Annotated in this window: 13 protein-coding genes, 5 tRNA genes and 2 pseudogenes; 11 read left to right on the forward strand and 9 right to left on the reverse strand. The window is 71.1% G+C overall.

All coding sequences use genetic code 11. From position 1 onward, the window contains the following. Positions 1-257: 257 nt before the first annotated feature. Entirely contained in the window at positions 258-1349 is a 1092-nt protein-coding gene (locus Sfulv_RS15390) for a Leu/Phe/Val dehydrogenase (RefSeq protein ID WP_173314328.1), read from the reverse strand. 177 nt (positions 1350-1526) lie between these two features. Between Sfulv_RS15390 and Sfulv_RS15395 the strand changes: the two genes are divergently transcribed. Then, positions 1527-2372: a DUF8083 family protein gene (locus tag Sfulv_RS15395; protein WP_173314330.1), complete on the forward strand. Its 846-nt coding sequence runs from the start codon at positions 1527-1529 to the stop codon at positions 2370-2372. A gap of 629 nt (positions 2373-3001) precedes the next feature. Next, positions 3002-3208 (forward strand): developmental transcriptional regulator BldC, encoded by a 207-nt coding sequence (bldC, locus tag Sfulv_RS15400; protein ID WP_003949541.1) that lies wholly within the window; start codon positions 3002-3004, stop codon positions 3206-3208. A gap of 466 nt (positions 3209-3674) precedes the next feature. On the opposite strand, the gene Sfulv_RS15405 is transcribed toward bldC, so the two are convergent. The 3 genes and pseudogenes from Sfulv_RS15405 to hrpA all read right to left on the reverse strand — a co-directional run bounded on the left by Sfulv_RS15405 (position 3675) and on the right by hrpA (position 8309). Continuing rightward, entirely contained in the window at positions 3675-3989 is a 315-nt protein-coding gene (locus Sfulv_RS15405; RefSeq protein WP_173310091.1) for a DUF6274 family protein, read from the reverse strand. A 138-nt stretch (positions 3990-4127) separates the two neighbouring features. Then, positions 4128-4202: transfer RNA gene (locus tag Sfulv_RS15410), tRNA-Asp, on the reverse strand. A 151-nt stretch (positions 4203-4353) separates the two neighbouring features. Further along, positions 4354-8309 (reverse strand): annotated as a pseudogene (gene hrpA / locus Sfulv_RS15415) (ATP-dependent RNA helicase HrpA). Between the two features lie 373 nt (positions 8310-8682). Between hrpA and Sfulv_RS15420 the strand changes: the two are divergent. Beyond that, complete coding sequence (locus tag Sfulv_RS15420; protein ID WP_173314332.1) at positions 8683-9486, forward strand: DsbA family protein; 804 nt, start codon at positions 8683-8685, stop codon at positions 9484-9486. Beyond that, the gene (locus tag Sfulv_RS15425) at positions 9483-10343 is read left to right on the forward strand and encodes a cytochrome c biogenesis CcdA family protein (protein WP_173314333.1); all 861 of its coding nucleotides are present in this window, start codon (positions 9483-9485) and stop codon (positions 10341-10343) included. The genes Sfulv_RS15420 and Sfulv_RS15425 overlap by 4 nt, the downstream gene beginning before the upstream one ends. 38 nt (positions 10344-10381) lie before the next feature. On the opposite strand, the gene Sfulv_RS15430 is transcribed toward Sfulv_RS15425, so the two are convergent. From Sfulv_RS15430 to Sfulv_RS15445, 4 genes are all read right to left on the reverse strand, one after another. Beyond that, a tRNA-Phe gene (locus Sfulv_RS15430) sits at positions 10382-10458 on the reverse strand. 22 nt (positions 10459-10480) lie between these two features. Beyond that, a tRNA-Asp gene (locus tag Sfulv_RS15435) sits at positions 10481-10555 on the reverse strand. Between the two features lie 38 nt (positions 10556-10593). Next, positions 10594-10666 (reverse strand) — tRNA-Glu (locus Sfulv_RS15440). A 39-nt stretch (positions 10667-10705) separates the two neighbouring features. Beyond that, positions 10706-12259: a metallophosphoesterase family protein gene (locus tag Sfulv_RS15445; RefSeq protein WP_173314335.1), complete on the reverse strand. Its 1554-nt coding sequence runs from the start codon at positions 12257-12259 to the stop codon at positions 10706-10708. Between the two features lie 102 nt (positions 12260-12361). Here Sfulv_RS15445 and Sfulv_RS15450 point away from each other — a divergent pair, with 102 nt between their 5' ends. From Sfulv_RS15450 to Sfulv_RS15480, 7 genes and pseudogenes are all read left to right on the forward strand, one after another. Continuing rightward, positions 12362-12712, forward strand: a complete 351-nt coding sequence (locus Sfulv_RS15450; protein WP_179764094.1) for a metallopeptidase family protein — start codon at positions 12362-12364, stop codon at positions 12710-12712. 16 nt (positions 12713-12728) lie between these two features. Then, entirely contained in the window at positions 12729-13133 is a 405-nt protein-coding gene (crcB, locus tag Sfulv_RS15455; RefSeq protein WP_173314337.1) for a fluoride efflux transporter CrcB, read from the forward strand. Continuing rightward, entirely contained in the window at positions 13130-13504 is a 375-nt protein-coding gene (crcB, locus tag Sfulv_RS15460) for a fluoride efflux transporter CrcB (RefSeq protein WP_173314339.1), read from the forward strand. Before crcB (Sfulv_RS15455) ends, crcB (Sfulv_RS15460) begins: the two co-directional genes overlap by 4 nt. A gap of 93 nt (positions 13505-13597) precedes the next feature. Further along, entirely contained in the window at positions 13598-14185 is a 588-nt protein-coding gene (locus Sfulv_RS30450) for a hypothetical protein (RefSeq protein WP_256668935.1), read from the forward strand. 441 nt (positions 14186-14626) lie between these two features. Then, positions 14627-16893, forward strand: a pseudogene (locus tag Sfulv_RS15470) (DEAD/DEAH box helicase). A 259-nt stretch (positions 16894-17152) separates the two neighbouring features. Beyond that, positions 17153-19252: an FG-GAP repeat domain-containing protein gene (locus Sfulv_RS15475; RefSeq protein WP_256668936.1), complete on the forward strand. Its 2100-nt coding sequence runs from the start codon at positions 17153-17155 to the stop codon at positions 19250-19252. Positions 19253-19450: 198 nt separating this feature from the next. Further along, a tRNA-Lys gene (locus Sfulv_RS15480) sits at positions 19451-19524 on the forward strand. A gap of 574 nt (positions 19525-20098) precedes the next feature. Here the strand turns inward: Sfulv_RS15480 and Sfulv_RS15485 are convergent. Beyond that, the gene (locus Sfulv_RS15485) at positions 20099-20686 is read right to left on the reverse strand and encodes a class IV adenylate cyclase (RefSeq protein ID WP_173314346.1); all 588 of its coding nucleotides are present in this window, start codon (positions 20684-20686) and stop codon (positions 20099-20101) included. Between the last annotated feature and the right edge of the window lie 11 nt (positions 20687-20697).

The raw sequence follows: 20697 nt of genomic DNA on the forward strand, positions 1-20697 counted from the left end.
AGGACGGACTCCCGGCTGAGAGACCGCGCCTGTGGAGCTTCAACGGTACCTGCTTCCGTGGCCCTACGGTACGCCGCCCGCATGAAGCACCACGGAACCGACCCGGCGAAGCGCGTGGTCCTCGCTGGTCACCTGCGATTTTAACCTCTTGCGGGGGCCGACCCGCCGACCGGGGTGAGTCTTGTCTCGCCGGTCGGCGGGCGGGCCCCCTCACGGGGGGCACGGGGTCGCGGGGGCCACGGAGCTCAGGGCGCCGGTCAGGAGCGGCGGGCCTCGGCCATCCGCTGCTCGGCGATCCGGTCGGCAGCCGCGGCCGGCGGAATCCCGTCCGTCTTCGCACGTGCGAATATGGCCAGGGTGGTGTCGAAGATCCTCGCCGCCTTCGCCTTGCACCGGTCGAAGTCGAAACCGTGCAGTTCGTCGGCGACCTGGATCACGCCACCGGCGTTCACCACGTAGTCGGGTGCGTACAGGATCGAGCGGTCGGCCAGGTCCTTCTCGACACCCGGGTGCGCGAGCTGGTTGTTGGCGGCGCCGCACACCACCTTCGCGGTGAGCACCGGCACGGTGTCGTCGTCCAGGGCGCCGCCGAGCGCGCACGGGGCGTAGATGTCCAGGCCCTCGGTGCGGATCAGCGCGTCGGTGTCCGCGGCCACCCTGACCCCGGGGTGCAGTTCGGTGATCCGGTGTACCGACTCCGCCCGTACGTCCGTGACGACGACCTCGGCACCGTCCGCGAGCAGGTGCCCGACCAGATGGCGGCCGACCTTGCCGACGCCGGCGACACCGACCGTACGGCCGCGCAGGGTCGGATCGCCCCACAGGTGCTGGGCCGAGGCCCGCATGCCCTGGAAGACCCCGAAGGCGGTGAGGACGGAGGAGTCGCCCGCGCCGCCGTTCTCGGGCGAGCGGCCGGTGGTCCAGCGGCACTCGCGGGCCACGACGTCCATGTCGGCCACGTACGTGCCGACGTCGCACGCGGTCACGTAGCGCCCGCCCAGCGAGGCGACGAACCGGCCGTAGGCCAGCAGCAGTTCCTCCGACTTGACCGTGTCCGGGTCACCGATGATGACGGCCTTGCCGCCACCGTGGTCCAGGCCGGCCATGGCGTTCTTGTACGACATGCCCCGCGCGAGGTTCAGGGCGTCCGCGACCGCCTCCTCCTCGGAGGCGTACGGATAGAAGCGGGTGCCGCCGAGGGCCGGGCCCAGGGCGGTGGAGTGGATGGCGATGACGGCCTTGAGGCCGCTGGCACGGTCCTGGCAGAGCACGACTTGTTCGTGGCCACCCTGGTCGGAGTGGAACAGGGTGTGCAGTACGTCGACAGGCACGCCGGTCACATCGGTCACTGTGGTGACTCCCAAGTACGAAGCGGCGGAAAGACCCTCCTGAGGGTGGGGAGGGCCCCGGGCCGACCGGCACGGCCGGCCCGACTGGGCAAGAGCGTAAGTCCTCCCCGCGCGGGTATCGGTGCCGGTGCCGCGGATCACCCCCTGGCGGAGTACGGGCGTGACACGATTCGGCACATGCCGGTGGTGTCTTCAGTGCTCGTCCCTTACTCGTCCTACCTGCGGGTGTACGAGCCGCTCGCCGCCTTTCCCGGGCCCGAACGCGCGCACTGGGCCCGGTACGCGGAGCGTGCCTCCTTCCCCACCGCCCAGGACGAACAGCGCCGTTCACTCGCCGGCCTGGCGGCCACGCCGCCGGTCGGAGTGCCCGCGCACGAGAGCGCGGACGCGTTCGTCACCGAGGCCGACGGGGTGGTGTGCGTCTGCCCGTGGCGGACCAGGCTGCGCGGATGGCTGGCTCTGGAGGAACTGGAGGGGATGTTTCCGGCCACTGTGTTCGACGCGGTGCTGCCTCCGGTCGTACGGGGTCAGGCGCTCGCGGACCACGAGCGCTGGCGGGAGCGGAATCCGGATGCGCGGCCGTGGATCAGGACGGCGGTGTGGCAGGTCCCCGTGCGCTGGTTCGTGCTCTTCGCCGACGAGGAGCGGGAGTACCGGGGGGCGGGCGAGACGGGCGAGGCGCCGGTGCTGCGCTACCGCACCCCGATGGTGCAGGCCAGGCGCAGGCTGGCGCGCGCGCTCAGGACCCTGCGGGAGACGGTCGACGAAGGGGCCCTGACCGAGGGCCTGGTGGACGTCGGCCGCTGGCTGGAGGAGTTCCACCCCCGCGCGCTGGTCGAGCTCGACTACGGCGGCCTCGTCCACGCCCTGCCGCCCGAGCACCTTGCCGGTGACCGCTCGGCGGCGGACGTGGCGGAGGGGATCGCGGCCCTGCGGACCGGGGACAGCGACGGGGCGGGCACGGCGTACGCGCGTCTCGCCGAGCGGTGGCGGGTGGTCCGGGACCGTCAGTTCGCCAACTGACACGAAACCTGCCATGCCCCGGCAATAGGCGCAGAGGCGCACCAACCGGCGCATAGGTGTGCGAGCCGGAGCGCATCTACACTTTCTGTGGTGCGCGAGGGGCGTTCCGGCGAGCTGACGGCCCGTGAAAGTGCGTCCTGTGTGACGCGTGGGGCGAGTGGGGCTGGAGAGTATGCCGCTGAGGTCAGGACCTACGTCCTGAACCGGGCCTTTGCCTCAAGCGTGACGGATAGCACTAACCGCGCCCTTGCGCCCATCCCCACTCCTCGTGGCAAAATAGGACAAGGAGTCCGGGGAGGGCTCCTTCCGTCCAACTATGGGCGGAAAACTCGGTATTGCGCTCTATGGGGGTCTGGTGACTCCTGATCGCTCTGTGACTGATCGTCACTGTGACGTGACTGTCCGCTATGGCATGGTCCATCGGCTTCCGTCGCTGATGAACACCTGGGAGGGCAATTCCATCGGTTTGGCCGACGCGGCTGGACGGATGGTGTAGTTGTAGTGCCGAGGACACGCCGTTCGTCCTATAACCGACTCGGCCCGCGTCCGCCATTTCGGGCAACGCGGGTCAAGGTGCAGAATTTAGAGGAAAGAACCGAGATGGTTCGGTTCTCCCGAGGAGGCCGCTCATGACCGCTCGCACCCCTGATGCCGAGCCGCTGCTGACCCCGGCTGAGGTTGCCACGATGTTCCGCGTGGACCCGAAGACGGTCACCCGTTGGGCGAAGGCAGGCAAGCTCACGTCCATCCGCACGCTCGGTGGGCATCGCCGGTACCGCGAGGCAGAGGTCCGCGCACTGCTTGCGGGTATTCCGCAGCAGCGCAGCGAGGCCTGACACACCCCTGTCGCCGCGCCATAACCGGGCACTGCCGGGTCCCCCAACCCTCTTTGCCCGCCTATAGCTCCACATGACGGACGCCTGCCCCAACGGGCGTCATACCTATGTAATGCGGGTGCGTCACTCGATCGCGCTGGACTCCGCCGGGTCCAGCGCGATTTTTTTCTGCCCGAACGGCCGAGGGCGGGGCCCTGTGGGGGCCGCTGGGCATGGCCCGTCGTCGACCGTGTGCGGACCGGTACGGGGCCCTGTGCGGACCTCCTGGGCACTCCGGGCCGGCCTCGCGAGAGGGGTGCGGGGCGGGCCGTCCGACTGGTGCAATTGCACATATTAAATTCGCCAGGTGTAAGAAGGGAGTAAAGTCGCCCCTTCCCAAAACTCGTTCGGTGACTCCCGTCACACCGGCCTGGCCTTGCCAACCTCCAGGCTGCCACTGCCGGGAGGCGGGCGGCGCGGCCGATGGTCACGCCGTGGCAGGACTTTCGTCCGCGCGCCGCCCCGCGCCGCTGTGGGGCTCCATGAGCCCGCCGGGTGCCGCAGGGACGGTCGAGGGCTCCTCCGGCGCTTCAGGGGCCTCCGAGGGGCGGGGGAGGCGGGGAGGGCGAGGGGGGTCGGGGAGGGCGCCGGGCGCGCGCTGCGCCGGCGGGGACTCCAGGGCGAGCCGCAGCAGGCGATGGCAGACCGGGCAGTGGCGGGTGAGGTGGCGGAGGCCGGAAGCCGCCGCCAGGTGGGCGCGCAGCAGGGCGCGGGTCTCGTGACGTGCCGTGGACGCGTACATACGTGCCACCTCCCGGTGGACGCGCGGCCCCCAGCCGAGGGAACAGGGGCAGCCTCTGCTCTACGGGTTACCCGGGGCGGGTGCCGCCGTCAAGACACACGAAAGCCCGGATCAGAAGATCCGGGCTTTCGTTTCTTGCGGTCCTGACGGGATTTGAACCCGCGGCCTCCACCTTGACAGGGTGGCGAGCACTCCAAACTGCTCCACAGGACCAGGTTTTCGCGGCTGCCTCGCGGCTGGCTGCGAAACCAGACTGTACAGGAGGTCGGAGGGTGCGGTCGAACTCACCCACGGTGGCGCCCCCGTCACGGCCGGAGGGCCGTGGGGAGGACCGGAGAGCGGCTCCGCTCCCCGGTCCCGCGGGTCACGGGGCCGCCGCGTCGATCGCCTTGACGATCCGCTTGTCCGAGACGGGCTGGGCCGTCCCCAGGGCGTGGGCGAAGTAGCTGACCCGCAGCTCCTCGATCATCCAGCGGATGTCCAGCACCTCCTGGGGGACCGGCCGTCCCTGCGGCAACTGCTCCAGCAGCCAGGCGTACTCGTCCTGCATCTCGTGGACCTTCGCCATACGCGTGGTGTCGCGCTGGACGTTCGTCGGCATCTGCTGGAGCCTGCGGTCCTCGGCCACCAGGTAGCGCATCAGGTCCGGCAGCCTGCGCAGCCCGGTCGCGGTGACGAACCCCGGCGGTACGAGGCGGGCGAGGTGCTCGCGTACGTCCGCGACGTTGGCGACCAGCACCAGGCTGTTCGTCGCCTTCAGCCGCCGCTCGCACGCCTGCCAGGCCGCCAGGATCTGCTGCACCTGCCCGATCGTGCGGACGGTCAGGTCCACGAGATCGGCGCGCACCTTGTCGTACAGCCCGCGGAACGAAGCCTCGTCCCAGGCCGGGCCGCCGTGCGCGGCGATCAGCCGGTCGGCGGCCGCCGTCGCGCAGTCGTCGAACAGGGCCTGGACGGAACCGTGCGGATTGCGGGACAGGGCCAGCTTCTGCTGGTTGGTGAGCTTGTCCGAGGCGAACTTGGCCGGGTTGACCGGGATGTTGAGGAGGATCAGCCGCCGGGTGCCGCGCCACATCGCCTGCTGCTGCTCGGCCTCGGTGTCGAAGAGCCGTACGGCCACGGTGGCGCCCTGGTCGACGAGGGCCGGATACGCCTTGACGGGCTGGCCGGCCCGCCGGGTCTCGAAGACCCGGTCCAGCGTGCCGATCGTCCAGCCGGTGAGGCCCGACCGCTCGATGGACTCGCCCGAGGGCCCCGCGGTGGCCGCGGCGGCCTTGGAGAGGGCCTGGCGGGCCTTGGGGCGCAGCTGGACCTTGAGCGCGTCCAGGTCCTTGTCCTCGGCGACCGTGCGGCGCCGCTCGTCGGTCACCCGGAAGGTGATCTTGAGGTGGTCCGGGACCCGGCTCAGGTCGAAGTCGTCGGCCTTCACCGGGACGCCCACCATCCGCTGGAGCTCACGGGCGAGCGTGAAGGGCAGCGGTTCCTGGAGCGGGACGGCCCGGTCCAGGAACCTGCCCGCGTAGTCCGGGGCGGGCACGTAGTGCCGGCGGACCGGCTTGGGCAGCGAGCGGATGAGCTCGGTGACCACGTCCTGGCGCAGGCCCGGGATCTGCCAGTCGAAGCCCTCGGACGTGACCTGGTTGAGCACCTGGAGCGGGATGTGGACGGTCACACCGTCGGCGTCCGCACCGGGCTCGAACTGGTACGTCACCCGGAACTTGAGCTTCCCCTGGCGCCAGGAGTCCGGGTAGTCGTCCTTGGTGACGGCCCCGGCCTTCTCGTTGATGAGCATCGAGCGCTCGAAGTCGAGCGCGTCCGGCTCCTCCTGCCGCTTCTGCTTCCACCAGGAGTCGAAGTGGGCACCGGAGACGACGTGGCCGGGAATCCGCTGATCGTAGAAGTCGAAGAGTGTCTCGTCGTCCACGAGGATGTCGCGGCGCCGGGCACGATGCTCCAACTCCTCGACCTCGCCGAGGAGTTTGCGGTTGTCGTGGAAGAACTGGTGGTGCGTGCGCCAGTCGCCCTCGACCAGGGCGCTGCGGATGAACAGCTCGCGCGACGCCTCCTGGTCGATACGGCCGAAATTGATCTTGCGCTGGGCGACGATGGGCACCCCGTACAGCGTGACCCGCTCGTACGCCATGACCGCCGCCTGGTCCTTCTCCCAGTGCGGCTCGCTGTAGGTGCGCTTCAGCAGGTGTCCGGCGAGCGGTTCGATCCACTCCGGCTCGACCTTCGCGTTGACCCGCGCCCACAGCCGGGACGTCTCGACCAGCTCCGCCGACATCACGAACCGCGGCTGCTTCTTGAACAGCGCCGAGCCCGGGAAGATCGCGAACTTGGCGTTGCGCGCGCCCACGTACTCGTTCTTCTCGGTGTCCTTGAGCCCGATGTGCGACAGGAGGCCCGCGAGCAGGGAGGTGTGCACCGCCTGCTCCGGTGCGTCGGCACCGGTCGGGGACTCCTTCACCTCGATGCCCATCTGCTTGGCCACCGTGCGCAGTTGGGCGTAGATGTCCTGCCACTCGCGGATGCGCAGGAAGTTCAGGTACTCCTGCTTGCACATCCGGCGGAAGCTGGAGGAGCCGCGCTCCTTCTGCTGCTCGCGGATGTAGCGCCACAGGTTCAGGTACGCCAGGAAGTCCGAGGTCTCGTCCCTGAACCTGGCGTGCTGCTGATCTGCCTGCGTCTGCTTCTCCGCCGGCCGCTCACGCGGGTCCTGGATGGAGAGCGCGGCGGCGATCACCATGACCTCGCGCGCACAGCCGTTGCGCTCGGCCTCGATGACCATGCGGGCCAGACGCGGGTCGACAGGCAGCTGCGAGAGCTGGCGCCCCAGGGGCGTGAGCCGCTGCCCCGCCTGCCCTCCTGCGAGGACTTCTCGCCCGGCTCCAGCGCCCCGAGCTCCTGGAGCAGCTGCACACCGTCGCGGATGTTGCGGTGGTCCGGCGGGTCGATGAAGGGGAACTTCTCGATCTCCCCGAGGCCCGCCGCGGTCATCTGGAGGATGACGGAGGCGAGGTTGGTACGGAGGATCTCGGGGTCCGTGAACTCCGGCCGGGTCAGGAAGTCGTCCTCGGAGTACAGCCGGATGCAGATGCCGTCGGACGTACGGCCGCACCGGCCCTTGCGCTGGTTGGCGCTGGCCTGCGAGATCCGCTCGATCGGCAGCCGCTGGACCTTCGTGCGGTGGCTGTAGCGGGAGATGCGGGCGTTGCCCGGGTCGATCACGTACTTGATGCCGGGGACGGTCAGCGAGGTCTCCGCGACGTTGGTCGCGAGGACGATCCTGCGGACGATGCCGTTGGGGGTCCGCTGGAACACCCGGTGCTGCTCGGCGTGCGAGAGACGGGCGTAGAGGGGGAGCACCTCGGTGTGTCTGAGGTTGCGCTTGTTCAGCGCGTCCGCGGTGTCGCGGATCTCCCGCTCGCCCGAGAGGAAGACCAGGACGTGCCCGTGCGCCTCCGACGCCAGCTCGTCGACCGCGTCGCAGATGGCGGTGGTCTGGTCGCGGTCGGAGTCCTCGCCCTCGTCCTCCAGGAGCGGCCGGTAACGGACCTCGACGGGATACGTACGCCCCGAGACCTTGACGATCGGTGCCTCGCCGAAGTGGTGGGCGAAGCGTTCCGGGTCGATGGTCGCCGAGGTGATGACGACCTTCAGGTCCGGGCGCCTGGGCAGCAGCCTGGCCAGGTAGCCGAGCAGGAAGTCGATGTTCAGCGACCGCTCGTGCGCCTCGTCGATGATGATCGTGTCGTACGCCAGCAGTTCGCGGTCCGTCTGGATCTCCGCCAGCAGGATGCCGTCCGTCATCAGCTTCACGAAGGTGGCATCGGGGTTCACCTGATCGGTGAACCGGACCTTCCAGCCCACGGCCTCGCCGAGCGGGGTGTCCAGTTCCTCGGCGATGCGCTCCGCCACCGTGCGGGCCGCGATCCGGCGGGGCTGGGTGTGCCCGATCATGCCCCGGACGCCGCGTCCCAGCTCCATGCAGATCTTGGGGATCTGCGTGGTCTTCCCGGAACCGGTCTCACCGGCGACGATCACGACCTGGTGGTCGCGTATCGCCTCCAGGATCTCGTCCTTCTTCTGGCTGACGGGCAGCTGTTCCGGGTACGACAGAGCGGGCATCCGCGAGGCGCGCCCCGCGAGCCGTTCGGCCGCCTTCCCGGCCTCGGCGGCGATCTCGTCCAGCACGGACTGTCGGGCTTCGGGCTTACGGATGCGGCGCGCACCCTCGAGGCGGCGGCCGAGCCGGTTCGCCTCGCGGAGTGAGAGCTGTCCGAGCTGTGACTGGAGATCGGCGAAGGAAGTAGACATACGGGTCCCAGGATCGCACCCGGGCGCAAGGAGTGGCGAACGCATTTCGCGCGGTCTCCGTCACTCCCCGGGTGACCGCGGGAGGGGGAGTCGTCACACCACGTACCATTTCGGGCAACTGATCACCCGCACCCCTTCCCGAGAGGCCGGTCGCCGTGTCCCGTACGCAGTGGTGCCGCCTGGCGGCGGTGGTCACGGTCGTACCGGGGCTGCTCCGGGGCCGCGCCCCGCACGACCAGGCACCCGGGCTCGCCGCGTGGTGCCCCGGCGCCGCCCCCAGCCCCATAGAACCCCCGTGCTGAGGGTGTAGCCGCTACCGCCCGGCCACCTTTCCCCCTTCCGCCATCCCGTATCCCCCCGCACGGAGTGACGCATGCCCACGCCCACCTCCTCCCCGCACTCCTCGTCGAAGAAGCCGCTGCTGTACGGCGCGGTCGTCGTCCTGGCCGCCGGATTCCTCGGATACGCCTCCTACGCCGCCACCGGACCGCAGGGTTCCGGTTCGGGGGCCTCGTCGCCGGCCGCCGAGGTGAGCGACGACCCGTCCGCCGAGGTCTACGCGGAACTGGCCGGGCTGGCCCGCCGCGACGCGGGCGACAAACTGGCCCAGGGGCGCACCGACGCGCCCGTCGTCCTCATCGAGTACGCCGACTTCCGATGCGGCTACTGCGGGAAGTTCGCCCGGGACACCGAGCCGGAGCTGATCGAGAAGTACGTACGGGACGGCACCCTGCGCATCGAATGGCGCAACTTGCCGATCTTCGGCGAGGAGTCCGAGGCAGCCGCCCGCGCCGCCTGGGCCGCGGGTCAGCAGAACCGCTTCTGGGAGTTCCACCGCGCCGCCTACGCCGAGGACGCCAAGGAGAAGGGCTTCGGCGACGACCGGCTGAAGGAGCTCGCGCGGCAGGCCGGTGTGAAGGACCTCGACCGGTTCGCCCGCGACACGGACGGCACCGCCGCGGCGGACGCGGTCCGCGCCGACCAGGAGCAGGCGTACGGGATCGGCGCCACGTCCACGCCGTCGTTCCTCGTCAACGGCCGGCCCATCGCCGGGGCGCAGCCGAAGGAGACGTTCACCCGGGCCATCGAGGCGGCGGCGGCCACCCAGGACACCAAGGACGCCAAGGCCACCCCGGCCACCCCGGACGCCAAGGCCACCCCGGACGCCGCGAAGTGACGGCGGGCATCGGCTACTTCGCGGCCTTCCTAGGCGGGCTGCTGGCGCTGGTCAGCCCGTGCAGCGCCCTGCTCCTGCCCGCCTTCTTCGCGTACTCCGTCGACTCGGCCTCACGGCTGCTGGCCCGCACCGGCATCTTCTACGCCGGTCTCGCCACCACCCTCGTCCCGCTCGGCGCCGCCGGTTCGTACGCCGGACGGCTCTTCCACGGCCACCGGGACGCGCTGGTCCTCGGCGCGGGCTGGCTGATCATCGCGCTCGGCGCCGCCCAGATCATGGGGCTCGGCTTCGCCTCACGGAGGCTCGCCGCCATCGGCGGACGCATCCGGCCCACGACCGCCTTCCCGGTCTACGCCCTGGGCGCGGTCTACGGGCTGGCCGGGTTCTGCGCCGGTCCGGTCCTCGGCAGCGTCCTCACGGTCGCGGCGGTCAGCGGCAGCCCGGTCTACGGCGGGCTGCTGCTCGCCGTCTACGCCCTGGGCATGGCCGTACCGCTGTTCGTGCTCGCCCTGCTCTGGGAGCGGTACGAGCTGGGGCGCCGTGCCTGGCTGAGGGGCCGCCCCCTGCGCGTCGGCCGCTTCGAGGTGCACAGCACCACCGCGCTGTCCGGGCTCTTCTTCATCGGGCTCGGCACGGTCTTCCTCGCGTACGACGGGACGACCGCGCTGCCCGGGCTGCTGGACGTGGACGACTCGTTCGCCGTGGAGCGGTGGGCCCAGCGCATCGGCGCGCACGTGCCGGACGCGGTGCTGCTGGGGACCGTGGTGGCAGCGGTGGCGACGGCGTTCGCCGTACGGGCGTGGCGCCGCGCGGGACGGCAGCGCAAGCGGCTCCTGGAGCAGCGGGAGGGCGGCTGACACGACGAAGGCCCCGTCCACCGGACGGGGCCTTCGGGTGGTGGCTGGGGCCGGGATCGAACCGGCGACCTATCGCTTTTCAGGCGATCGCTCGTACCAACTGAGCTACCCAGCCACGCAGCTCATACGGGCTGCAGCGGTCCTGACGGGATTTGAACCCGCGGCCTCCACCTTGACAGGGTGGCGAGCACTCCAAACTGCTCCACAGGACCAAGCTATGTGCGAGACAAGTCTCGCACACGGTAAAGCGTGCCCCCAACGGGATTCGAACCCGTGCTACCGCCTTGAAAGGGCGGCGTCCTGGGCCACTAGACGATGAGGGCTAAAGGCCCACCGGTTTGCTTTCCAGCGCGTCGGGGACGTCAGAAGCATATGGGATGCGGCGGCGAACGCCAAAACCGTTCAGCCGGTGGGTGTGGGGCGGTCGGGGAGGGGGAGCGGTCCGCCGGGCCGCCCTCCGGCAGATGGCGGCTGACCTCGGCCGTCGTCAGACCGAGACCGCCCAGGGTGATCTCGTCCCACGCCTGGAGCCGGCGGGTCGAGCGGTCCAGATAGAGCACGGAGGCGTGCACCTTCTCGGGCTTCTCGTTCTGCACGGCGCGCAGCCCCCCGCCGCCCGTCGAGCCCTCCACCTTCAGCCGCGTACCCAACTTCATCACCGTGTTCACCCGGTGGTGGACATGGCCCGCCAGGACGAGGGGGACGGTGCCGTCGGTCTCGCGTGCGGCGTTCGGGTCATGGGCGACCGCGATGTCCACCGGCGTGCCGGCCTGCTCCTGGTCGCGCAGGGCGGACGCCAGCCGGAGGCCCGCCATCCGCTCGGCCGCCTTCCCCTGGGCCGGGAGCGAGCGGTCCGGGGTGAACTGCGGGTCCCCGGTGCCGGCCACCCGCAGCCCGCCGACGTCCAGGGCGCTGCCCTCGTCCAGGACGTGCGCGTTGCGCAGGCCCTTCACATACGCCTGGGTGACCTTCGAGTCGTGGTTGCCCCGGACCCAGACGTACGGCGCACCGAGGTCGCTGATCGGGTCCAGGAAGCCGTTCTCGGCGGCGGTGCCGTGGTCCATCGTGTCGCCGGAGTCGATGATCACGTCGATCTCGTACTGCTCCACGAGTGAGCCGATGATGTGCCAAGCCGCCGGGTTGAGGTGGATGTCGGAGACGTGCAGGACGCGGATGGTGGCCGGGTCCGGGCGGTAGACGGGGAGCGTCGACGTGGCGTCGTACAGCTTGGTGACGTTGGTGACCAGACGGGCCAGTTCCCGCTGGTAGACGTCGAACTCGGTGACGATCGAGCGGGCGTCGCCGACCAGCGAGGGGGCGCTGGAGAGCAGCCCGGAGAACTTCGGCTCCAGGACCGACTTGGGGTTCCAGGTGGCGTAGGCGCAGACGCCCGAGGCGGCCAGCAGTGCCAGCGCGAGGCCGCCCGCCGCCAGGGCGCGGCGCGGGCGGCGGTAGACCGCGAGACCGAGCGCGGTGGCACCGGAGACGACGGCCACACAGGAGCGGACGGCCAGGTCCAGGGTGCCGGAGACGACGTCGGACGTGACCTCGTCCTGGAGGCCGGAGAGCCGTTCGGGGTGTTTGACCAGAGCCTGGGAGCGCACCGGGTCGAGCCGGTCGACATCGACGTCGAGGCGCACCGGGGCGATGTGGGAGTCCAGCTCGAGCGCGCCGAGCGGGGACACGTTGATCTTGGTGCCGCCGCTGAGGGACGGGCGCAGCGTCATGTCCGTGTCCATGGGCCCCACCGGCGTACGGACGCTGCCGACGATCAGCAGCCCCAGCCAGGCCCCCAGCACGACGACGGCGAGCAGCCCGAGCGCCCGGGTGACGGGGTGCGGGGCGCCGGTGAGGGCGGTGGAGCGGGGGCGGTGCCGGAGTCGGACGACGGCGGCGCGGAGCGGGGCACGGACCATTGGGCCCCTATGCCCTGGTTACGGCCAGGACATGCGGGCCGGAGGGCAAGCGGGTGGTGGGGAAACACGCGGTACGAGCCCGTCGTACGTGACAATGGCGGGGTGTTGGAGATGACGCGCGAGGAGTTCGAAGAGCTGGTGAGCCAGGCTCTTGACCGGATTCCGCCGGAGCTGACGCGGCTGATGGACAACGTGGCGGTGTTCGTCGAGGACGAACCTGACCCCGGCGACCCCGACCTGCTCGGGCTCTACGAGGGCACGCCGCTCACCGATCGCGGTGAGTGGTACGCGGGGGTGCTGCCGGACCGGATCACCATCTACCGCGGGCCGACGCTGCGGATGTGCGGGTCGCACGAGGACGTCGTCGCCGAGACGGAGATCACCGTGGTCCACGAGATCGCCCACCACTTCGGCATCGACGACGAGCGGCTGCACGCGCTGGGCTACGGGTGAGCGCTCCCCGCGAGGGGTGGGGGTGCTCGGGGCCATCGCGGCGGGCGGGGCGCTCGGGGCCGTCGCCAGGTATGCCGCCCTGGTGCTCTGGCCTGCCGCCGGGGGGTCGTTCCCCTGGGCGGTCCTCGGCGTCAACGTGACCGGCTGCGCCCTGATCGGCGTGCTGATGGTGCTGGTCGCCGAGCGGGACGGCGCGGCTCATCCGCTGGTGCGGCCGTTCCTGGGGGTCGGTGTGCTCGGCGGGTTCACGACGTTCTCGACGTACGCGGCCGATGTGTCGAAGCTGCTGGACCGCCAGGAGGCGCCGACCGCCCTCGCGTACGCGGCGGCGACGCTCGCCGGGGCGCTCGGCGCGGTCTGGGCCGCGGCCTCGGCGACGCGGGCCCTGCTGGGCGTGCGCGGTGGTGGGAGGGGCGCGTGAACTGGCTCCTGGTGGCGTTCGGCGGGGCGGTGGGGGCGCCCCTGCGCTATCTGACGGACCGCGCGGTGCGGGCGCGTCACGGTCCCGGGCTGCCGTACGTCTTCCCGTGGGGGACCTTCACCGTCAACGCGGCGGGCAGCCTGCTGCTGGGGGTGCTGACCGGGGCGGCGGTGTCCGAACCCATGTTCGACCTGCTCGGTACGGGGCTGTGCGGGGCGCTCACGACGTACTCCACGTTCTCCTACGAGACGCTGCGGCTCGCCGAGGGCGGCCGGGCGTCTCTCGCGCTGGCCAACGTCGTGGTGTCCCTGCTGGTGGGCCTCGGCGCGGTGTTCCTGGGGGTGGAACTCGCGGGCGGGTTCGGGCGGTAGGCGGCGTCGGGGGCGTGTCCCCGGCGGGGTCGGGGGAGTTGGGCACGGAGCCCCCGCCTTCCCCGCCCCCCTCACGCCCCGGAGGTGCCACCCGTGCGCCAGTTGTCCGCTCCTGCCCGCTGGGCAGCCGTCACCGCGTTGACGATCGCCGCGTCCACCGGCTGCATGAGCGTCGGCGAGGACGGTGGGAAGCCGGCGCCCTCGCGGTCGGCTGGCCCGAAGGGAGCGTCCGCCGAACCGAACGGCGGCACGGTCCCTGGTTCCGGCCGGGCCGGCCACGGCGGCGGCCGTGCCGAGGCGCAGTCCGACCGGGGGGCCGGCGCCAAGCCGGGCCCGAGCGCTCCGGGCGGCGCGCCGTCGGCCGCGCCCGGTGGGGCGCCGGCCTCCCCGAAGCCCGGAGCGCCGGTGCCGACCGGAGCGGGGAGGCCGCCGGCCCCGCAGCCGTCGGTGCCGGGACCGGGTGAGCCGCCGCCCCCGCCGGTCACTCATGAGCCGACCACCCCGCCTCCTCCGGTCCCCGACCCCGACCCCGCGCCCGACCCCGATCCCGAACCGACGCCGCCGCCGCAGGAGCCCTCAGCCTCGCCCGCCGCGGAGCTCAGGAACCAGGCGATGGGCGCTCCCGACAGCCCCGGGACGCGGCGTACGCCGGAGGCTTCACCGCAGGTGGGGCCAGCCTGAACGAGGGCGCTGCGCGGGGCGGAAAGAGGGCTGTGACCAGGCGGTTTGCGCTATACGGGTAAGGGTGCGTATGGTTATAGATCGTTTGATCCATTGCCCGGCGCCGACACAGAAGAGCGCCGTGTGGCGCGTACTCTCCCTTGCCGTGGCTGGACCGCATTGAGGCGGTCGAAATTGCGAATCACGGAGTTACGGGCGCGTGCCGAGACTCCGGAAGGTTTCGCATTTCGTATGTCAATTTCCAGTTCTGACCACACCGTCATGCCCGAGAACGTCGAGAACGACGAGCTCATCACCCTCGACACCATCGAGAACGTCGAGTCGGTCGAGTCCCTTGAGGACAACGAGCTCGCGGAGCTCGCCGAGGCCGTCGTGGCCGAGGCGGACACCGCCGTCGTCGCCGCCGACCCCGAGGTCGTGAAGGTCGTCGAGGTCGAGGTCGTGGAGGTCGTCGAGACCCCCGCCGCCGAGGCCGCTCCTGTCGAGGTCGTCCGCGTCGAGGCCGCCCCTGCGCAGGCCGCCCGCGTCGACGCCGCTCCTGTGGAGACCGCCGCCGCCGAGGTCGTGGAGACCCCGAGGCCGCCGCGGACGACAGCGCCGAGGCCGAGGACGCCGAGCCGACCGTCACCTTCACCTCCCTCGGTCTGCCCGAGGGCATCGTCCGCAAGCTCGCCCAGAACGGCGTCACCGCGCCCTTCCCGATCCAGGCCGCGACCATCCCGGACGCCCTGGCCGGCAAGGACATCCTGGGCCGCGGCCGTACCGGCTCCGGCAAGACCCTCTCCTTCGGCCTGCCGACCCTGGCCACGCTGGCCGGCGGCACCACGGAGAAGAAGAAGCCCCGCGCGATCATCCTGACGCCGACGCGTGAGCTCGCGATGCAGGTCGCGGACGCGCTTCAGCCGTACGGCGACGTACTCGGCCTGAAGATGAAGGTCGTCTGCGGCGGTACGTCGATGAGCAACCAGATCTACGCGCTGGAGCGCGGTGTCGACGTCCTCGTCGCCACCCCGGGCCGTCTGCGCGACATCATCAACCGCGGTGCCTGCTCCCTGGCCAACGTCCAGGTGGCCGTGCTCGACGAGGCCGACCAGATGTCTGACCTGGGCTTCCTGCCCGAGGTCACCGAGCTGCTCGACCAGATCCCCGGCGGCGGACAGCGCATGCTCTTCTCCGCCACCATGGAGAACGAGATCGGCACGCTGGTCAAGCGCTACCTGAGCAACCCGGTCACCCACGAAGTGGACAGCGCCCAGGGCAACGTCTCGACCATGACGCACCACGTCCTCGTCGTGAAGCCGAAGGACAAGGCGCCCGTCACGGCCGCGATCGCCGCCCGCAAGGGCCGCACGATCATCTTCGTCCGCACCCAGCTGGGCGCCGACCGTATCGCCGAGCAGCTCATCGAGTCCGGCGTGAAGGCCGACGCGCTGCACGGCGGCATGACGCAGGGTGCCCGCACCCGCGTGCTCGAGGACTTCAAGAAGGGCTACGTCCACGCGCTCGTCGCGACCGACGTCGCCGCCCGCGGTATCCACGTCGACGGCATCGACCTGGTCCTGAACGTGGACCCGGCCGGCGACCACAAGGACTACCTGCACCGTTCGGGCCGTACCGCCCGGGCCGGCAAGTCCGGTGTCGTCGTGTCGCTGGCGCTTCCGCACCAGCGTCGCCAGATCTTCCGCCTCATGGAGGACGCGGGCGTCGACGCCTCGCGTCACCTCGTGCAGGGCGCGGGCGTCTTCGAGCCCGAGGTCGCCGAGATCACCGGTGCCCGTTCGCTCACCGAGGTCCAGGCCGACTCCGCGAACAACGCCGCCAAGCAGGCCGAGCGCGAGGTCGCCGACCTGACGAAGCAGCTGGAGCGCGTCCAGCGCCGCGCCGGCGAGCTGCGCGAGGAGGCCGACCGCCTGGTCGCCCGCGCCGCACGCGAGCGGGGGGACGACCCCGAGGAGGCAGTGGCCGCGGCCGCCGCCGAGGCGGAGGCCGCGATCGAGGCCGCCGCGGCAGCGGTACCGGAGCAGCAGCCGGCCGTCCGCGAGGAGCGTCGCGACGACCGCGGCAACTTCGAGCGCCGTGACAGCCGCGGCGGCGACCGTGGCGGGTACCGCGGTGGCAACGACCGCGGTGGCGACCGTGGTGGCCGTTCCTTCGAGCGTCGTGACGACCGTGGTGGCCGTCCGGCGTTCAACCGGGACAACGACCGTCCCGCGTTCAACCGTGACCGTCGTGACGAGCGTCCCTCGGGCGGCTTCCGCTCCGGCGGCGCTGGTGGTACCGGTGGCGGCGACCGTGGTGGCCGTCCTTTCGAGCGTCGCGACAACGACCGTCCCGCGTTCAACCGTGACCGTCGTGACGAGCGTCCCTCGGGCGGCTTCCGCTCCGGTGGTGCCGGTGGCACGGGTGGCGGCGACCGTCGTGACGACCGTGGTGGCCGTCCGGCGTTCAACCGTGACAACGACCGTCCCGCGTTCAACCGTGACCGTCGTGACGAGCGCCCGTCCGGTGGCATCCGCGCCGGGGGCACCGACCGCCCGTTCAACCGTGACCGTCGTGACGAGCGCCCGGCCGGCGGCTTCCGCGCCGGCGGCACCAGCGAGCGTCCCACCGGTCGCCGCGACGACCACCGCGGTGGCACCGGCACCGGCACGAGCACCGGCTCGTTCGGCCGCCGCGACGACAAGCCGCGCTGGAAGCGCAACAGCTGACCGTCATCTCGCCGTAAGGCTGTGAGCTGCTGAAGCGGGCCCGTTCTTCACGAACGGGCCCGCTTCTGTTTTTCCCTCACGCCTCATCTGCAACGGCTGCTACGATCCGGCGACTTGCGTGGAGGGCTCGGGCCGGGGGGCCGGGGCCGGCAGGAACCGGCGGGCGCACTCAGCGACAGTGCGCCGCTGTTCCCCCACGCCCATGGGTATTCCTGGGGAGGGACTCTCTTTGGCTCGCTATGCGCGCGGCCGTACCGCTGTGACGTCTTTGGCCGTTCTCGCCGCCACCGTGGGCGTGCTGCCCGGTGCGCAGGCGGCCCCGGTGGCGGCCGGTGCGGCCGTCGCCGCTCCCGTGCCGACGACCGGGCGGGGTCTCGGCTTCGCCGGTGGCCTGCTCCACACGGTGGAGCGGGCGCCGAACGGCGATCCGTATATCACCCAGAGGCAGGTCACCGCGGACGCGTCGGCGGTGGCGGGACCCTCGTACATGAACTACGCGGGGGAGTACGCCGGAGGCGCCCACCTCAAGTCCGTCCCGTGCGACGCCGGTTCGTGCGTCCGGATCACGGCTGCGGGCAACGGCCACTACGGGGTCATAGCCGTCAGCGGGCAGGGCACGGAGTCCCTCCAGGTGTGGACGGGCAAGAACTCGCTCCTCGTCGACGAGCTGGAGTCGAGCGATCTGGAACTGGTCGACCTGACCGGCTCGTACTACGTCCTGAACGGCGGCTCGCCCGCCGCGCAGTACGTCGACGGCCGGCTCGACTACCGCAGCAGCGACGTCCGGATGACCCGTTCCGTGCGGGCGGCCGGCATCTGGGGCACCCGGCTGTGGTCGGCGAGCTCGACGGCCGGTGCGCTGACCGTGCTGGACGTCGTGCAGAAGAAGACCGTCGAGACCGTCGCCACGGGCGCCCCCTGCGTGATCAGGGAAGTACGGCCGGTCGGACGCTGGGTCTACTGGAACTGCGGCACCTCCGGCGCGGCGGGCGTCTGGGACCGTACGGCGAGGAAGTCGGTCACCGTACCCTCCGGCCCCGCGCTGGTCGGGGACGGCTACCTCGTCCGCCACGACCGGACCGCGGGGAAGCTGGTGCTCACCGACTTCCACACCGGCGCGGCCGCCGCGCCGCGCGTGATCGCCGACCTGCCCGCAGGGAAGACCGCGGACCAGCGCGGGCTCACCTGGGCGGTCGACAGGTTCGGCGGTGACATCGCGTATCTGGACGCCTCCCACGCGGCGCACGTGGTGCCGAGCGGGGTACCCACCAGGCCGCTGGAGAGGCTCTCCGCGGACCAGGACGACACCTACCTGGACATCAAGGACTCCGGTGGCGGGCAGGTCTGGTCGAGCTCCTGGCAGCTCAGCAAGCCAGCGACCTGGACCTTCACCGTCAAGGACGGTTCCGGACGGACGGTCAGGACCATGAAGGGCGGCGGCGGAACCGTGGCCGCCGTCGTCTGGGACGGGCGCACCGACACGGGCGCGTACACCTACAGCGCCGACCACACCTGGAGCCTCACCGCGACCCCGCGCGAGGGCTCGGGCACGTACACCACGCAGGGCACGATCGGCGTCTCTGGCGGCCGCCACGGCTTCCACGACCAGGCGTACGCCGCGCTGGGGGACCTGGTCACCCTCAACTCCAGTGGCACGCTGACCCAGCACTTCGGCCAGAAGGGCGGCGTCTTCTCGGGGAAGTCCTCCGGCGCGGGCTGGCCGGCCGGCAGCACCGCTCTCCCGTTCGCCGACACGGGCAGCGACCGCTGTGCCGAACTGCTGGTCCGGATGGCGGGCGGAGAGCTGCGCCGCTACTCGGGCCGGTGCGGCCGGGCGTACACGCCGTCGAGCAGCCATGTGTCGCTCGGTACGGGCTGGCAGGTCTACGACGTGATGACGTCGACCGGAGACCTGAACGGGGACAACAGGCCCGACCTGGTCACCCGCCAGAAGTCCACCGGGGACGTCTACTTCCACGCCGGAACGGCGGACGGGAAGTTCGCCGCCCGGCTGAAGATCGGCAGCGCCCTGGGCAAGTACGCGCGCATGACGGGCGTCGGCGACATCACCGGGGACGGCAGGGCCGATCTGCTCGCCCACGACCGCGACGGCGGGCTGTGGCGCTACAACGGCCTGGGCACCGGCCGCTTCGCCGGGCGGGCGCTGGTCGCCTCGGACTGGGGACGCTCGTACGACGTGGTGGTCGGCGTCGGCGACATCACCGGGGACGGCAGGCCGGACCTGGTCGAGCGGGACACGAGCGGCCGGCTCTTCCGCAACAACGGCAACGGCAAGGGCGCGTTCGGCAGCCGTACGCAGATCGCCTCCGGCTGGCACGTCTACAAGGGCGTCTTCTGACGCAGCCACTCCCCGCCACGGCCGCCGCCTGCTGGTCCGGGGCGCCGCCGGTGACCGACGGAGGACCGCTGCTCCGGTGAGGCGGGACCCGGCCGGAACCAGTTCGACGACCCGCGTCACCCGGCCGCGACGGGCCCGGCAGGGGATACCGGATCGGCTGCGGGTCCGGGGCGGGCTATGCTCGGGGGTGATCCACGAGGGCCGTTAGCTCAATTGGTCAGAGCAGCGGACTTTTAATCCGTTGGTTGTGGGTTCGAGTCCCACACGGCCTACGCGTGGCAGGGGAGGGGAAACCCTCTGACCTGCGGCGGAGCGCCCCGACCGGCTTTGGCCGGTCGGGGCGCTCCGTCGTTTCCGGGCTCTTGCGGGCGGACGGTCCGATGACATGCGCTACTGATGCCGTTCTGCGGGGCCTGTCGCTGTGGGGAACGCGGGGCGGAGCCTGAGCGCACATACCCAGCAGCCGGCTATGGAGTAACCAGTGCTTCTCAACGGCGTCCCACCCGACGTCGGCCCTCAGGCTTTGCCTCGGCGGGAGCCCCTGACGCCGTCGAACGCACCGGCTCATCGTTGAGGAGGATGGACTGCCAGACTCGTTCCTGAAGTTCTCGGATGCAGGGGCCGCAGGCGTACATCGCTGCTTGGGCACCGGCCACGCTTGCGGGACCGATCCACAGGACACGCGTCCACCTCTGGCCGCAGTAGAGCCAGCACAGTCCGTCGACCCAGTGGTTGGCGTCATTGGTGCTTGCCGGCGCGGGTAGACCTTCACGGGCGAACTCGGCGATACCGGGAATCACCCGGTGGGGCACGGCCAGTTCCATAAGCACAGCTCGGCCTTTACAGTCAGCGGCCTTGAGCGGCCACGGCAGCCGCTCCGCCCTTGTCGGCGTCCGCGAAGAGGAGGGTGGGCTCGGCCAGGATGTCGCGGCCGGATTCGCTCTTGTAGATATCGTCCACGCTGCCGAACCGAGCTTCGGAGTAGTCGAGGCCGAGCAGGGAAGCCGCCTGCCGGACCGACGCCTCGTCCGGCCCTTCGATCTCGACGAACGTGGGGAGATCCGGCCAGGTGTCGAAGTCGAAGGCGACCTCGCCGAGACACCACTCCTCGCGGTAGTTCTCCTGGTACCGGACTTCACGCATGCCGAGACTGCGGAGGATCTCGGCCATGGCGTGCAGGTCCGCGACCTCGGTCTCGATCTCGGTGGTGCCGTCGATCGTGGTGGCGTCGGTAACCTGCTTGAGGGTCAGCGTCGATCGGGTGCCCTCGTCACGCAGCCGCACCCAGGCACCTCCTTCGAGAGCGTCGTTCTCGAAGATCTTGCGGGTGAGAAGGGTGCGCGGGAACGCCTGGGCGGCACCGAGATCGGTGAGCTTGGCCTGGAGGCCCGCGACGTCGATGGCGAGGAACTTGGCCTCGTACTCGTGCTTCATGGGCTCTTCCC

It is taken from the genome of Streptomyces fulvorobeus (assembly GCF_013167895.1).
Classification (GTDB): Bacteria; Actinomycetota; Actinomycetes; order Streptomycetales; family Streptomycetaceae; genus Streptomyces; species Streptomyces fulvorobeus.

Coding starts and splice junctions, on each gene's coding strand:
- Sfulv_RS15395 (WP_173314330.1), top strand. CDS start 1,527: ATGCCGGTGGTGTCTTCAGTGCTCGTCCCTTACTCGTCCTACCTGCGG.
- bldC (WP_003949541.1), top strand. CDS start 3,002: ATGACCGCTCGCACCCCTGATGCCGAGCCGCTGCTGACCCCGGCTGAG.
- Sfulv_RS15405 (WP_173310091.1), bottom strand. CDS start 3,989: ATGTACGCGTCCACGGCACGTCACGAGACCCGCGCCCTGCTGCGCGCC.
- Sfulv_RS15420 (WP_173314332.1), top strand. CDS start 8,683: ATGCCCACGCCCACCTCCTCCCCGCACTCCTCGTCGAAGAAGCCGCTG.
- Sfulv_RS15445 (WP_173314335.1), bottom strand. CDS start 12,259: ATGGTCCGTGCCCCGCTCCGCGCCGCCGTCGTCCGACTCCGGCACCGC.
- Sfulv_RS15485 (WP_173314346.1), bottom strand. CDS start 20,686: ATGAAGCACGAGTACGAGGCCAAGTTCCTCGCCATCGACGTCGCGGGC.